General features: G+C 71.7%; 12 protein-coding genes. 5 read left to right on the top strand and 7 right to left on the bottom strand.

Annotated elements, in window-relative coordinates:
- Positions 1-67: 67 nt before the first annotated feature.
- The 5 genes from AW273_RS01370 to AW273_RS01350 all read right to left on the bottom strand — a co-directional run bounded on the left by AW273_RS01370 (position 68) and on the right by AW273_RS01350 (position 6,392).
- On the bottom strand, positions 68-1,231 hold the full coding sequence (locus AW273_RS01370) for a sugar phosphate isomerase/epimerase family protein (protein WP_062344372.1): 1,164 nt from the start codon (positions 1,229-1,231) through the stop codon (positions 68-70).
- A 1,374-nt stretch (positions 1,232-2,605) separates the two neighbouring features.
- Entirely contained in the window at positions 2,606-2,974 is a 369-nt protein-coding gene (locus AW273_RS01365) for a DUF8711 family protein (RefSeq protein ID WP_062344370.1), read from the bottom strand.
- A 111-nt stretch (positions 2,975-3,085) separates the two neighbouring features.
- On the bottom strand, positions 3,086-3,511 hold the full coding sequence (gene mscL, locus AW273_RS01360; RefSeq protein ID WP_062344368.1) for a large conductance mechanosensitive channel protein MscL: 426 nt from the start codon (positions 3,509-3,511) through the stop codon (positions 3,086-3,088).
- Between the two features lie 450 nt (positions 3,512-3,961).
- Positions 3,962-5,401: a serine/threonine-protein kinase gene (locus AW273_RS01355; RefSeq protein ID WP_157555511.1), complete on the bottom strand. Its 1,440-nt coding sequence runs from the start codon at positions 5,399-5,401 to the stop codon at positions 3,962-3,964.
- Positions 5,388-6,392, bottom strand: coding sequence for a LacI family DNA-binding transcriptional regulator (locus tag AW273_RS01350; protein WP_062335711.1), 1,005 nt, complete (start codon positions 6,390-6,392; stop codon positions 5,388-5,390). Before AW273_RS01350 ends, AW273_RS01355 begins: the two co-directional genes overlap by 14 nt.
- 286 nt (positions 6,393-6,678) lie before the next feature.
- Between AW273_RS01350 and AW273_RS01345 the strand changes: the two genes are divergently transcribed.
- Positions 6,679-7,344, top strand: a complete 666-nt coding sequence (locus AW273_RS01345) for a DUF305 domain-containing protein (RefSeq protein WP_062344364.1) — start codon at positions 6,679-6,681, stop codon at positions 7,342-7,344.
- 37 nt (positions 7,345-7,381) lie between these two features.
- On the opposite strand, the gene AW273_RS01340 is transcribed toward AW273_RS01345, so the two are convergent.
- On the bottom strand, positions 7,382-7,918 hold the full coding sequence (locus AW273_RS01340) for a hypothetical protein (RefSeq protein ID WP_062344362.1): 537 nt from the start codon (positions 7,916-7,918) through the stop codon (positions 7,382-7,384).
- A gap of 53 nt (positions 7,919-7,971) precedes the next feature.
- Here AW273_RS01340 and AW273_RS01335 point away from each other — a divergent pair, with 53 nt between their 5' ends.
- The 4 genes from AW273_RS01335 (at position 7,972) to AW273_RS01320 (ending at position 13,795) form a co-directional block, all read left to right on the top strand.
- On the top strand, positions 7,972-8,652 hold the full coding sequence (locus tag AW273_RS01335; protein ID WP_062344360.1) for a response regulator transcription factor: 681 nt from the start codon (positions 7,972-7,974) through the stop codon (positions 8,650-8,652).
- Complete coding sequence (locus AW273_RS01330) at positions 8,652-9,935, top strand: sensor histidine kinase (RefSeq protein ID WP_062344357.1); 1,284 nt, start codon at positions 8,652-8,654, stop codon at positions 9,933-9,935. Before AW273_RS01335 ends, AW273_RS01330 begins: the two co-directional genes overlap by 1 nt.
- A gap of 24 nt (positions 9,936-9,959) precedes the next feature.
- Complete coding sequence (locus AW273_RS01325; RefSeq protein ID WP_062344355.1) at positions 9,960-13,034, top strand: ATP-binding protein; 3,075 nt, start codon at positions 9,960-9,962, stop codon at positions 13,032-13,034.
- Between the two features lie 62 nt (positions 13,035-13,096).
- Positions 13,097-13,795, top strand: coding sequence for an oxygen-binding di-iron domain-containing protein (locus tag AW273_RS01320; protein WP_062344352.1), 699 nt, complete (start codon positions 13,097-13,099; stop codon positions 13,793-13,795).
- Here the strand turns inward: AW273_RS01320 and AW273_RS01315 are convergent.
- Positions 13,792-14,706, bottom strand: a complete 915-nt coding sequence (locus tag AW273_RS01315; RefSeq protein WP_232327010.1) for an alpha/beta fold hydrolase — start codon at positions 14,704-14,706, stop codon at positions 13,792-13,794. The two genes, AW273_RS01320 and AW273_RS01315, sit on opposite strands and share 4 nt — an antisense overlap.
- Between the last annotated feature and the right edge of the window lie 135 nt (positions 14,707-14,841).

Here is a 14,841-nt window from a genome sequence, read left to right as displayed (position 1 = left end):
GTGTTTCGAGGCAGATTCAGAGCGCGAGCCACAGCCGGCCTTCGGCCGTCCGCGTCTCGCTCAGCGGTTACTCGTAGTACCGGTCTTCACGCATGGCGGCCCAGTTGAGCCAGGCGAGCTGGGCGAGGTTCAGCGACTGCATCGGGTCGGCGCCCGGCGCGTTGTCCTGCTCGATCATCGGGTGGTGCTTGTCGCGGATCTTCACCATCTCGAAGAACTCGCGGTAGTCGATGTTGCCCTGGCCCAGCGTGGCGAACTCGTAGCCGTTCGGCACGGCCGGGTTGCTCTTGCCGTCCTTGATGTGGAACAGCGGGTAGCGCTTCTGGTTGGCGCGGATCAGCTCGAACGGCTTGAAGATGTTCTGCTGGACCGAGCCGTCGGCCGCCGTGTAGTTGCTGTACTTGTACTGCGCGACGTGCGCCCAGTACAGGTCCATCTCCAGGAAGACCAGGTGCTTGTCCGTCTGGCTGAGGAAGTACTCCAGCTTGCGGATGCCGGACGAACGGGTCGGCCGGCCGAGCGCGTCCAGCGGCCCGCTGTCGAGCAGGAAGTTGTACGCGGCGTCGTGGTTGTGCGTGTACAGCTTCAGACCGGCGGCGGTCGCCAGCTCGCCCAGGGCGTGCCACTTGGCGATGGCGACGTCCCAGTCGGCCTTGTAGTTGCTGCCGGTCGGGTCGGACCCGGTGCCGACGTGCTGCATACCGAGGGTGTTGGCGATTTCGAGGTGCAGCTTGAACCGGTCGATGTCGGCCTGGCTGAGCGGCCACGACGAGGGGATGAAGCCGTGGTTGCCCTGGGCCCGCAGGCCGTACTCGTCGAGCCAGGAGCGCAGCAGCTGGGCGCCGGCGACGGACTCGAGGGAACGGCCGCCTTCGGCGTTCGCGTGCTGGGTGTAGCCCGCGAACTCGATCTGCTTGTAACCGAACGTCGACAGGGTCTGGAGCACCTCGCGGAAGCCCGAGGGGGCGTCGTTGACGAGGGGGTCACGGCCCGTGGCGTCACGGACGGTGTAGAGGATGATGCCTCGCTGCGAGGCGGGAACCAGGGCGCTGCGGTCGTCGGGCAGCGCGGGATCTGCCGTGGGGACGGTGTCATCGGCCATGGCGGCTCCGGGCAGAGCGAGCGGCAGCGCCGTGGCCGCGGCCACGCCAGTGGTGGCCGCCATGAACTGGCGCCGGTTCAGGCGCAGCTTGCGGCGGAGGGAGTCGTCTTGGGCATGCGTGTCGCTCACGCTTACTCCTCTTCGGTGAGGGACGCGTGCGCCGATCACGTCTCTGTGACTCTGTGTCGACCCGCGGGCTGCCACCGCCCTTGAGCTGATCGATGACATTGTTACTACGGGATATGAGGAGGGTCAACGGGCCTCAACGCTGATTGTGATCCCAGGCCGGACCGTTCCCGTGCCTCGTGAGAGCGTGTTCTCGCTGGCAGATACAGGTTTGTGCAACGTCACATGGGCCTGGACGGGGGAATTAATCTCGTCGGTCGGCAGACTTCTGTTGACAAAAATCATAAGTCCCATCTATCGTCCCGAAACATGTAGGACATCTGTGGTTTCTCCTACAGAACGTCCCGATGTATCCCGGGTGACGGTTCCTCCAGAACCGGGCTCCCTCCCCCTCCCCCCGCTATTCCGTCTCCTGGTGGATTCGGTTCGGTCCCTCCCGTCGTCGCGCCGAGTCGACGGGGTCACCAGGGAATGCCACCCCGGTCTGGATCCCTCAGCCTGATTGTCCGGAAAACCACGAGATCGCCGTCCCTGTTTCTTGGGTACGGCGATCTCGGGTTGACCTATGTGAGTGCGGCCGACGGCCTGCCGGTTGGGTTCCACCCGCCGGCTGGTCGTCCGGCCGGATCTGTTCCTGCCGGGTTTTGGCTGGTGGGACTGCGTTATCGCTGGACGAGCTCCTACGAGAGCCTTTTCTGGCGGTTTTTGACTGAATGACCGATTTATCGTTCGCCTGGCCCTGGAGTTGCGGCCGGCGGACTCGCGTGGCCGCTGAATCTGGCGCGGCCCGACCTGTTCTCTCGCGGACACGTGCCCTGGCCTTCGCGGCCACATGAGGGTGGTCCGGGGCAGGCCCTCTCGTAAATCTCGGTGGCTCGCCGTGGTCCCGTGGGCCCTCGGCGGTGGGACGTGGCCGGTTCTGGCCTTGGGCGCCCCGACGTCGTTCCCTGTGGGCTTCGGCCCCGACGCGGTCGCCTGCCGGTCTTCGGTCCCGATGCCGTTCCAGGCCCCGAGGGGGTTGCCCGTGGGTCTTCGGCCCGACGCCGTGTCCTGTGGGCTTTCGGCTCCGGCATGGTCGCCTGCTGGTCTTCGGTCCCGATGTCGTTCCGGGTGGGTCTTGGGCCCTGACGCCGTTCCCTCTTGGTCTTCGGCCGCGGCGCGGTCTTCTCCGGCCGGGCCTGCTCGTGGGCGGGCTGATCTCCCCGGATCGCTCGGCCTCTTGTCGGGCAGGCGTTGCGGGGTGGGGGTGCGCGGCCGGTTGGCGCCGGGGGCGGTCAGGAGGGGGGCGGCGGGCGGTGCCGGGGTGGGCGGAGCCGTAACGGAGAGAAGGTTGTTCCCCGCCGGGCCGTCGTGGCGGCCCGGCGGTGCGGGTGGGCGTCAGCCGGCGCAGGCGACGCCGAGTTCCTGGGTGGCCTCGGAGGTCTTGGTGGCGAACTCCGTGATCGCCGAGGGGTTCGCCGGGTCGATCTTGAGGGCGGCCCACGTGTCGGCCATCTTGGTGAGCGACGACTTGAGGTCGCCGTCGGCCTTGTCGGCCAGGCCCTTCAGCTGGGTGGCGAGGGCCTGGGTCTCGGTGTTGATCCCGTCGAGGTTTCCGGCGGCCTGGCCGACCTTGGTGCTGTAGTCGGTGAACGCCTTCATGGCCTCGTTGCAGACCTCGGTCGTGTTCGAGCCACCGCCACACGCGGCGACGCCCATGAGGAGGGAGGTCGCACCGGCGACGAGGATGAGGCGAGCGGTCTTCATTGGGAGAGTGCCTTCCTAGTTGTCTTTGACGAGACGGGACACTAGGGAAGCCCACTTGCGGCGGCCTTTCACGCCGCTTACAACTTTTACGCCGGCCTTATGCCCGAACTCTTACATGGCCGGCCGCTCGGCCGCCGCCGGGGTCAGGTCACTCGTGCAGAAGGCACACCTGCGGGCCTCGACGGGTACGTCGCTCAGACATTCCGGGCACTTCTTCTCTGTGGCGACCTTGTCCTTCTCGAACATGGCGACCAGCCGGGTCATGGGGGTGACCACCAGCCAGTAGACGACCGCCGAGATGATCACGAAGCTCAACAGGGTGTTGAGGAAGTGGCCGTAGGCGAAGTCGCTGCCGTTGACGGTGAACTTGAGCTCGCCGAAGCTCTGCTCGGCGCCGCCGGTGATGGCCTTGACCAGGGGAGTGATGAAGTCGGCGACCACGGCCTGGACGAGACCGCCGAAGGCGGCGCCGATGACCACGGCGACCGCCAGCTCCACGATGTTGCCGCGGAGGAGGAATTTTTTGAATCCGCTCATGGGCCCGCAGGCTACCCAATGAAAGGCGCAGAATCCGTACGAAAGATTCGGCAGGCTTGCGGGAAGGTGAAGGGTGGGTCCGGCAACCGAGGCGATACGGGCATGAAACACACGCTTATTCTGGGAGCGCTCCCATTGACGGGAGCGCTCCCACGGGATATCGCGCGTTTTGCGCGGAGGGAATCGCGGATCGTGCGGACACGTGCGGGGGCCCGCACGATCTGGCTTTACTCTGCCGGGTCAGGACCGAGGTCCGCCAGCGGGTGTTCCACGGAGTGGACTCCGGAGGGCTTGCGGGGGCTTTTGGAGCGCGGCCCGGATGAAGGGCGGCCGGCGATTGAAACGGCCCGCCCGCCCCAGGGGAGTGAGCCTCCCGGGTGGGGCTGACATTTTCTGAGAGCGCGGCAACGTAGGTGGAAGACGCCCGAGGACTGTTCTGTGGGGCGTCGCTCAGGCGCCCTTCGCGGCGAAGGCCGCCGCCAAACGGTCGAGGGCCCCTTCCAGGCGGGTCTTGAAGGCCGGGGTGAGGACCTCCTCCCTCAGGCGGTCGTCGAGTTTCGTCCGCAGGTTCCCGATCGCGCCGGCGTCGTCGTTGGCGATCATGTTGCGCAGTTCCAGCCGCAGGTCGTCGGCCGCGTAGCCGATGATGTGGCCCGCCTTGCCGCCCTCGGCCACCAGACGGTCGAACTCCGCCGCCGCCTCCTTCACGGTCGGGACGCCGGGGGCGGGGCTGGCCAGCGGGATGGGGCCCAGCGTCGACCCGGGACGCGGGGTCGGCCGGGGCGGCGGGCTCTTCGGCGGCGGCTCCGGCTCGTCCTCCGTGATCGGGGGTGAGCCCGCGTCGGTGGCCCTGGGTTCGGCCGCCTCGGGGGCCGGGTCCAGCACCGGGACGCTGCGGTCGGCGGGGGTGCGGGCGGTGGCCTGGCTGGTGGGGGTCACGCTCAGGCTGATGTCGGCGGCCAGGCCGGCCGGGGTGCCCGGCTGCTGGACGAGCAGGACGCCGAGCGCCAGCACCCCGGCCACCGCGGCTCCCCACTTGACCCAGCCGGGCTCGCGTTCGGCCTCTCCGGGCATCAGGGCGGCGGCGACCTCACGCGCGCTCGGGCGTTCCGTCGGGTCGGGCGACAGACAGCGGCGGCAGAGGGCGGCGATCTCGGAAGGGAGGCCGGGCACGCCGTCGGGGCCCGGGGGCGGGCCGTCGCGGCGGGCCTGTTCGATGCCCTCCCAGGTCGTCTCGGGATAGGGCGGGCGGCCCTTGAGCATCTCGTACAGGAGGACGCCCAGGGAGTAGACGTCGACCGCGGGGGCGGCGGGCAACTCCCTGAGGCGTTCCGGGGCCACGTATGGCGGCGTGCCGAAGTCCTTGACCAGCTCGTCGTCGGCCTCGCCGGCGAACGCGGCGATGCCGAAGTCGAGCAGCTTGGCGCCCTCCGGGGTGAGGAGGACGTTCTCCGGCGTCACGTCGCGGTGCACGATGCCGCGTTCGTGGGCGGCGGCGAGCACCAGGGCCAGGCGGGCGGCCGTGGCCGCGGCCTCCTCCCAGGGGAGCGGGCCCTCGGCCAGGCGGTCGGCCAGGGACCTGCCCTCCAGGAGGCGCATGACGACGTAGGCGGCGAGGCGTCCCCGGGGGGTGACGGTCTCGCCGTAGTCGTAGACCTCGATGGCGTCGGGGTGGATCAGCCGGGCCGTCGCCCTGGCCTCCCGGCGGATGAGTTCCCGGCCGGGGTTGTCGCCGTCGAGGGACGAGTCGAGCAGCTTGATGGCGACGGTCCGCTGGAGAGACTGGTCGAACGCCTTCCAGATGACCGACATGCCGCCCGTCGCTATCCGCTCCTGGAGCAGATAGCGACGGGTCAGGACATCGCCTTCGGCCAGCTCAGGTCGATTCACGGACGATCAGTTCCGTGGGCAGGACGGGGTTCCCCTTGGGCGACTCGCCTTCGGCGAGGGCCATGAGGAGCATCCGGGCGGCCAGGGCCGCCTGTTCCTCTACGGGCTGGCGGACCGTGGTGAGCGTCGGCGAGGTGTGCCGGGCGATGGGGGCGTCGTCGAACCCGACCACCGCGACGTCGTCGGGCACCTTGCGCCCGGCCCGCCGCAGCGCCTGGATCGCGCCGGCCGCCATCACGTCGGACGCGGCGAACACCGCGTCCAGCCTGGGTGCGCGTTGCAGCAGCCATTGCATGGCGTGCGCGCCCGAGGCGTGGGTGAAGTCGCCGTACGCGACGGGCATGTCGGTGACCCCCGCGTCGCGGAGGGTCTCCCGGAACCCGTCGAGCCGGTCCCTGGCCGCCGGGAGAGTCGGCGGCCCGGCGATCGTGGCGATCACCCTGCGGTTGCCCAGCAGCAGGTGTTCGGCGGCCTGGCGGCCACCGTCGCGATTGTCCATGTCGACGTAGGGGAGGTCCACGCCGTCCGGTGGACGCCCGGCACTGCGGACCGGGATCCCCGAGGCGGCGAGCGTCACGGCGAGCGGGTGGCGGGCCCGCGCCCCGATCAGCAGCACCCCGTCGACGGCCCCCGCCACCAGTGGCGGAGCGGCGATCGCGGCGGTCGCCGGAGTGGCCGTCATGACCACGAGGGGTACCCCGTGGCCGGCGAAGACCTCTTCGGCGGCCGACAACAGTCGTGCGTAGTACGGCTCGGTGAACAACCGAGGCGTCTGTTCGCAGACCACTGCGGCGACGATCTGGTCCGTACGGCGCGCGGTGGAACCCCGGGGGGCTCTCCGGCGGACGTACCCCAGGCGCGACATGGCGTCGTGGACCTGTCGCCTGGTGCTTGTTGTCACTCTGACCGAGCCCGTCAGGACTCGGGAAGCGGTTGCCGGGGAGACGCCAGCAGCGGCGGCTACCTCTGCGAGGGTGGGAAGATCGGCCATCCGGTCTCCTCAGGCCCGAATTGTGTCACGCGGCGGCTTGGGAGCGCTCCCAAGAACGTATCACTGTTTCGTGCGTGTCAACAGAGGTTTCGAGTGGATGAAACCTTTCATCGATTTTCGGGCCACTTGCGCATGGTCGCAGGTTAGAACACGTGCTCCGGAAGCGCACCATGGTTTGACCGAAAGAGTTAGGAGAGTTCGCTGAGTGGCACGATTCAGGCGGTCTGTGGCCCTTCGCCCTTTAGCTGAACACTCCCTTATGTGGGTTTCGGTAGGGTCTCGCCCCATGACGACCTTCCGCCGGATCGCCCTGCCCGCCCTCGCGGCCGTGGCCCTGATCTCCGGGTGCTCCTCCGGGAGCGGCACCGCCGCCACGCCGCCCCCGGCCGCCCCTACCACCCCCGACGCCATCCCCACCGTGACGGCGTCGCAGGAGCCCCAGGCGACCGAGGCGGCCGAGGAGCCGACGCCCACCGAGGAGCCGGCCGTCGTCGCCGACGCCGCGCCCAACGAGACGGACAAGACCTTCGCCTCGACGTTGATCACCCACAACCTCCAGGCCTACGACCTGACCGGGCTGGCCGCGACCGCCGCCGGCGACCAGTGGGTGCGCGACTTCGCCGCCGAGATCCGGGCGGCGCGCGAGCCCGAGGTGCAGACGTTGAAGGCATGGTTGTCGGAGTGGGCGGTGGAGCCGCTTGAGCGCGGGAAGCCGATGCCGGGGCTCATCTCGGACAAGGACATGGCCGACCTGGCCGGGTCGGCCGGGGCCGCCTTCGACGAGCGCTTCGTGGCGTTGATGATCGAGCACCAGAAGGGGGCGCTGGCCCTGGCCGAGGAGGAGACGGCCGGCGGCGAGTTCGGGCCCGGGATCCAGATGGCCAACGCGATCATCGAGTCGGGCCGGAAGCACCTGAAGGAACTGCAGAAGTACCAGAAGTCGCTCAAGTAGCGATTCAGGCGAAAGGGGGCGGCCGAGCCGCCCCCTTTCACGTCTCGTAGGTGTCGAGCCTCGGGGGCAACGTGTTCCACGTGCAGAAGGCCGACGACTCCCGGCCGTCCTTCAGGAACGTGACGCGCAGCCAGTAGGGCTCCGTCCACGTCTTGAGCTCCCAGCCCTCCGCCGGGGTGGCCGACACGATCCGGCAGTCGCCCTCCCCGACGGCCACCGTCGCCCGGCCGCCCTTGAGGGTGAAGGTGTGCAGTCTCTCCGCCGCGGCCGGAGAGGGGACCGGGCTCTTCCGCGTGGGCGTCGGGCGGCTGCTCGCGGTGGGCTTCTTCCTGGGCCGGGGGGCCGGGGTGGGCGTCGTGCTCGGAGCGGGAGGTGGCGCCGCCTTCTCGTCCGGTGCGGGGGGAGGTTCGCGCTGGACGCCCGACACCAGGTTCGGGGCCGCGACCACCAGCGGGGTCAGCGGCTCTCCGTCGCCGAGAGCCGTGCGCAGGACGCCGCTCACGCCGAACCAGGCCACTCCGACGGCGAGGGCGGTGGCCCCGCACCACGCCACGGTGTACCCGATCGCACGCATATGGCGGCATTATCCCCGAAAGACCATCGAAACGTGTCGTAACGTGTGGGGCCATGGCGACGGTTCTGGTGGTGGAGGACGACGAGTTCGTCCGGTCGGCGATCATCCGCGATCTGGGGGGCCGCAGCCACGCCGTGCGCAGCGCGGGCGGCGCTCTCGACGCGCTGCGCGACATCGCGCACTTCCCGCCCGACGTGGTCGTGCTCGACCTGGGCTTACCCGACCTCGACGGGGCCGAGGCGCTGAAGATGTTGCGGGCCATCTCCGACGTGCCGGTCATCATCGCCACGGCCCGCGACGACGAGGCCGAGATCGTGCGGCTGCTGCGGGACGGCGCCGACGACTATCTCGTCAAGCCGTTCTCCGGCGACCATCTCAACGCCCGCATCGAGGCGGTGCTGCGGCGGGCGCGGACCGCCCCGGCGACGGCGCCGATCCGGATCGGCGGGCTGACCGTCGACCCGGCGCGGCGCGAGGCGGCGCTCGACGGGAGACCGCTGGAGCTGACCCGCCGGGAGTTCGACCTGCTGGCCTATCTGGGGGCGCGGCCCGACCGGGTGGTCTCGCGGAAGGAACTGCTGACCGAGGTGTGGCGGCAGTCGTACGGCGACGACCAGACGATCGACGTGCACCTGTCGTGGTTGCGGCGCAAGCTCGGCGAGAGCGCGTCGAGTCCCCGGTACATCCACACGGTGCGGGGGGTCGGCGTCCGGCTCAGCGCGCCCGGCGTCTGATGCGCCGGAGCTTGGCGCTCGTCGCCGTGGCCGTGACGGCGATGGTGGCGCTCGCGTTCCTGATCCCGCTGGCCGCCGCCGTCAAGCAGGCCGCCGAGAGCCGGGCGCTCAACGACGCCGAACGACAGGCCAGCATGATCGTCCCGGCGCTCGTCGTCACCACCGATCCCGGCCGCCTCGAACCGGCGCTGGCCAGCACCGCCGCCGGGGGCGCGAGCCGGCTGGCCGTCCACCTCGACGGGGCCTCGGTCGGCGTGTCGCGGGTCGGCGGCGTCGACCTCGCCACCGTGCGGGCCGAGACCATCAAGGTCGCGGGCGGGTTCGCGGTGCTCCGCCCGGTCGCGCTCGACCGGGGGAGAAGGGCGGTCATCGAGGTGTACGTGCCCGACGCCGCCCTCAGCGAGGGAGTCGCCGCCTCCTGGGCGGTCCTCACCGGGGTGGCCGTCGCCCTGGTCGCGGGCTCGGTGGGGGTGGCCGACCGGCTCGGATCCCGGATGGTGAAGGCGACCCGGTCCCTGGGCGAGGCCGCGGGCGCGCTCGGCGCCGGGGACCTGTCGGTCCGCATCACCCCCGCCGGGCCGCCCGAGCTGGTCGCCGCCGGGCAGGCCTTCAACACCATGGCCGACCAGGTCGCCGGGCTGCTCGCGGCCGAGCGGGAACTGGCGGCCGACCTGTCCCACCGGCTGCGCACCCCGCTCACCGCCCTGCGCCTCCACGTCGGCACCCACGGCCCGGCCGCCGAGCAGGTCGACCGGCTCGAACGCGAGGTGGACGCCATCATCGAGACCGCACGCCGGCCCTCCCGCCCGGTGCAGGGCTGCGACGCCGCCGCGGTGCTGAAGGAGCGGCTCGCCTTCTGGTCGGCGCTGGCCGAGGACCAGGCCAGGCCGTGGGATCTGTACGGCACCGAGGAGCCCGCCAAGGTCCCCGTCGCGGCGGCCGATCTGAGCGCCGTCATCGACGCCACCCTCGGCAACGTGTTCCGGCACACCCCCGAACGGACCGCGTTCACCGTCACCCTCCACCAGGGGTCCGGCATGGTCGGCATCCTCATCGCCGACGCGGGGCCCGGCATCGACGATCCGGCGGGCGCGCTGAAGCGCGGCCACAGCGGCGCGGGGTCGACCGGTCTCGGGCTCGACATCGCCCGCCGGCTGGCCGAGTCGACGGGCGGCCACCTCAAGGTCGACCGGTCGCCGCTGGGCGGCGCGGCCATCCAGATCTGGTTGCGCACCACCGGTCCTCGACCGGCACGCCGGTTGTTGCGCAGAGCCGGACATTAACCCTTTTTTCGGTAGCATCCCCCAATGGAATTCCGGGTGCTCGGGCCCATCGCGGTGATCGGCGCGGACGGCGTCGCCCTTGACATCGGACCGCTCCAACAGCGGTCGGTGCTGGCGCTCTGCCTGCTGGCCTCACCCCGTCCGGTGACCGTGACGCGCATCATCGACGCCCTGTGGGACGAGGAGCCGCCGACCAGCGCGGTCAACACCGTCCAGGCGTACATCTCGAAGTTGCGGCGGGTGCTCGAACCGGGCCGGTCGCGCCGGGGGGCCGCGGCCGTCCTGGTCGGGCGGGCCGGCGGCTACGCCCTCGACATCCCCGACGGCGACGTCGACCTGCGCCGGGTGGCCGGGCGGGTCGACGAGGGGCGGCGGCTGCTCGCGGCGGGCGACGCCGGGAAAGCGGCCCGGGAGTTCCGGCTGGCCCTGAGCGAGTGGCGCGGCGACGCGCTGACCGGGTTCGAGAACCTCCCCTGGGCGCGCGAGGAACGCGTCGCGCTCGACGAGCTGCGGCTCACCGTCGTCGAGGAGGCCAACGAGGCCGACCTCGCCCTCGGCCGGGGCTCCGAGCTGGTGCCGGAGCTGGTGCGGCTGGTGGCGGCGTATCCGACGAGAGAACGTGTCAGGAGACACGCCGCGCACGCCCTCTACCAGGCGGGCCGCCAGGCCGACGCGCTGGCCCTGCTCGCCGAGGGGCGGCGGATGCTCGTCGACGAGCTCGGTCTCGACCCCGAGCCGCGCACCCGCGAGCTGGAGGCGCGCATCCTCGCCCAGGACGCCGCGCTCTCCCCGTCGGCTCCGGTACGCCTGGCCGCCCCGCCCCCGGAGGCGGAGATCCTGGGCCGCGCGGCCGAACTGGCCCGGCTGGCCGCCGCCGTCGAGGCGCCGGGGCACCGGGTCGTGCTGGTCGCCGGGGAGCCCGGCATCGGCAAGACCAGCCTGGTGGAGGCCGCCGCCCATCGCGCGACCGGCGCGCGGGTGGTCGTGGGGCGGTGCTGGGACGGGGGAGGCGCGCCGCCGTTCTGGCCGTGGGTGACGGCGCTGCGCGAACTGACCGGCCGCGACGGCGAGCTCGCCGAGATCACCGCCGCCACCGGCGAGTTCCCCATGTACGAGGCCGTCGCCCGCCTGGTCAACGCGGCCGGTCCGACGGTGGTCGTGCTCGACGACCTCCAGTGGGCCGACCCCTCCTCGCTGCGCCTGCTCGACTTCCTGGCCACCACGCGGTCGTGCCCGGGGCTGACCGTGCTGGCGACGTACCGGGACACCGAGGTCGGTGAGCCGCTGGCCCGCGTGCTGGCGGCGCTGCGCCGCCTGTCCCACGTCGAGGGCGTGACCCTGGGCGGGCTGCCCGAGGAGGCGGTGGCCGAATACCTGGCCCGCTCGGGCGGCGACCCGCTGCGGGCCGGGGTGGAGCTGCGGCGGACCGGCGGCAACCCGTTCTTCCTCGGCCTGGGCGACACTCCGGGCGCGATGGCCGAGGTGCTGCGCGGGCGGCTGGCCGCGCTGCCGCTGGGCGCCCACGACGTGCTGAGCGCCGCCGCCCTGATCGGCCGGGAGACCGAGTTGGGCGTGCTGCTCGACGTGCTCGACCTGCCGCAGGACCAGGTGCTCGACGTGCTCGACGCCGCGGTGCAGGCCCGGCTGCTGACCGAGCGGTCGCTGAGTTACACCTTCAGTCACGACATCGTGCGCGACGTGCTGCGCGACGGCCTGGCCCCATTGCGCCGCCGCCGGATGCACGCCAGGGTCGCGGCCGTGCTCGAAGGCCGGGGCACCCAGCCGGGCGAGCTGGCCTACCACTACCGCGAGGGCCTGGTCATCTCGGGGATGGCGGCCAAGGCCATCACCTACGCCCGCGCCGCCGCGCGGCACGCCTCCGGCCAGTTCGCCCACGAGGACGCCGCCGTCCACCTGGAGCACGCCGTGGCCCTCACGGACCAGTTGCCCGTCACCGACCTGACGCTCAAGTGCGACCTGCTGATCGAGCTGGCCGAGGCGCTGACCGTGGCCGGGCTCAACTCCCGCGTCCACCCGGTCCTGGACGAGGCCGTCGCGGTCGCCGACGACCTGGGCGACGGCGAACGCCTCGCCCGCGCGGCGCTGGGCTTCTCCGACCCGCTCGTCTGGGCCATGTACGAGGAGCTGAACGCCACCGCCGTCCTGGTCGAGCGGATCGACCGGGCCCTGAGCGGGGCGGGCGCGCGCTGGCGCTCCATGCTGCTGTCGGCCTCGGCGATCATCGGCGCCTTCACCCGCCCGATGGACGAGAGCCGCGCCCTGGCCGCCCAGGCCATCGAGGAGGCCACCGACGACCGCTCGCTGCTGCGGGCGCTGAGCGCGGCCGAACTCCTCTCGCGGGGCGTCGCCCCCGTCGAGGAGCGCGCGGCGCTGCTCGCCCGCATGCGCGGCGTCGGCGTCGACCTGGTCGACGAGTGGCTGGTCCAGGAGGCCTGGTATGTCGAGCTGTTCACGCAGGGACGTTTCGACGAGGGCCGGCCGATCCTCGACTGGCTGCGCCGGACCGCCGCCGAACTGCGGCGCCCCGCTCTCGTGGGCCTGGCGGCCTGGCAGGCGGCGATCAGGGCCTACATGCTCGGAGACCTGGCCCTGGCCGAGGCCGAGGCGGCGGAGGCGGCCCGCGCCCACCCGGAGGGCGGCCGGGGCCCGAAGTCACGCGCCGACCTGATGCGCGCCCTGCGGCTGCGCGCCGAGGGCGACTCGGCGGCGGCACTGGAGATCGACCACCCGGAGCAGATGTGGACGATCCTGCGCTGCGCCCTCCTGCTCGACGTCGGCCGGGAGGAGGAGTCGAGGGAGATCTTCGCCGCCCTGTCGCACGACGGGTTCGCCGTGCTGGTCGGCGACCTCGCCTACCGGATCGTCCCCGACGTGCTCACCGAGCTCATCGTGGCCTTCGACGATCGGGAGGCGGCGCGGGCCCTCTATCCCCACCTGGAGGTCTGTGCCGGGCGCGTCCTCGGCTGGGCGGTGGCCGACCGCTGCCTGGCCCGCCTGGCCGACGTGCTGGGCCGTGACTCCGCCGCGCTGCGGAAGTCGGCCGACGAGTTCGCCCGGAGGGCCGGCATGCCGCACTGAGCGGTCCGGCGGCCAAGTGCCCGGCAAGAAACGGCCAAGCCGGAGCCGCGACGCTGGACCTCATGCTCGAACCGCATCGCATCGCCCCCGACACCGTGCTGGTCCCACGCCTCGTCCCGGCCGCCGACGGGTTCGGCTTCGTCAACACCATGGTGATCACGGGCCGGGAGCCGGTGCTGGTGGACACCGGCTCGGCCGTCCACCGCGACCAGTGGCGCGAAGACGTGTTCTCCGTGGTCGATCCGGCGGACGTCCGCTGGATCTTCGTCAGCCACGACGACGCCGACCACGTGGGCAACCTGACCGCGGCCCTGGAGACCTGCCCCCGTGCCACCCTGGTGACCGGCCGCCTGCGCCACCCGCCGCTCGACCCGCGCCGCCGGATCCGCCACATCCGCGACGGCGAGGCCTGGACGGTGGCCGACCGCACCCTGACGGCCGTCCGCCCGCCCCTCTTCGACGCCTCGGCCACGCTTGGCCTCTACGACGGCCGCACCGGCGTCTACTGGTCGGCCGACTGCTTCGGCGCGGTGGTGCCGCACCCCACGGCCGACGCCGCCGACCTGCCCGCCGACGAGCACCTGGAGGCGGTCGACCGCTTCGCGACCGGCCTGAGCCCCTGGCGGGCGTGGCTCGACCCGGTGGTCTTCGGCGGGTACGTCGACCAGCTCGCCGCCATGGAGCTGACCGCCCTCGCGACCGCCCACGGCCCGACGATCACCGGCCGCCGGGTCAGGCTCGCCTTCGACGTGCTGCGCTAGCTGCCGCTGGAGGTCTCCGGGGGGAAGGTGTGGCCGGTGCGGAGGAACTCGCGCCACTTCTCCTGGTCGTATCTCTGGGGGTGGGTCGACTTGACGAAGTCGACGACCGTCTCGACGAAGCGCTCGGGCTGGTCGTGGTGGGGGAAGTGGCCGGTCCGGGGGAAGACGGCCAGCCGGCTGCCCGGCATGGCCTGGTGGGCGACGGTCGCGTGGGTTGCGGGGATCACCGTGTCGTTGGCGCCCCAGATGATCAGGGTGGGCATGCCCGCCGTCAGGTAGCAGCGGTCGAGCATGGTGATCACCTGGCCGTGCATGTCGACGCCCGCCCGCAGGGTCCGCATGAACGCCCGGCGGGCCGTCATGCTGGTCAGCCCCTGGTAGCGGGCCAGCACGTGGTCGAAGTCGGGACCCATCCGCAGGGCCCGCTTCAGGACGGGCGCGGCGAGGCGGACCAGGTGCTGGACGGGGGCCGAGGTGGCGACGGCGAGGCCGGTCTCGGCGGCGAGGGGGCCGGTGGCCAGGCGGAGCAGGGGGTGGACCTCGCGGCCGACGCCGCCGCTGCTCACCAGGACCATGCGCTCGCAGCGCTCGGGGAACTGGTAGGCGAACTGCATCGCGATGCCGCCGCCGAGGGAGTGGCCGATCACGGTCACCTCGTCGACGCCCAGCACGCCGAGCAGGTCGCGCATGCCGCAGGCGTAGGCGGCCACCGAGTAGTCGGCGCGGGGGCGGTCGGAGTCGCCGTGGCCGAGGAGGTCGGGGGCGATCACGGTGTGGTGCTCGGCCAGCATGCCGATGACGGGCTCCCACGTCTCGGAGCTGTCGGCGATGCCGTGGATCAGCAGCAGAGGCGGCCCCGCCCCGGCTATCCGGTAGGCCCGCCTGTATCCGTGGACTTCAAGGAAGCGCACCTCGCTACTGTCCATACAAGATTGTTCTGCCAGGTTGTTGCTGGTTTGTAACGCGTCCGTTTCCCGACCAAACCGAGGTTTTCCCGGCCCGTGGGAGTAACTCGCGATATGCGGGCAAAGAGAGTTCCCGCGATG

Origin of the sequence: Herbidospora yilanensis (assembly GCF_001570565.1) — a bacterium.
GTDB classification, from domain to species: domain Bacteria; phylum Actinomycetota; class Actinomycetes; order Streptosporangiales; family Streptosporangiaceae; genus Herbidospora; species Herbidospora yilanensis.
Note: the sequence above shows the minus strand (reverse complement) of the source record. Positions and strands in the feature narration are given on the sequence as shown.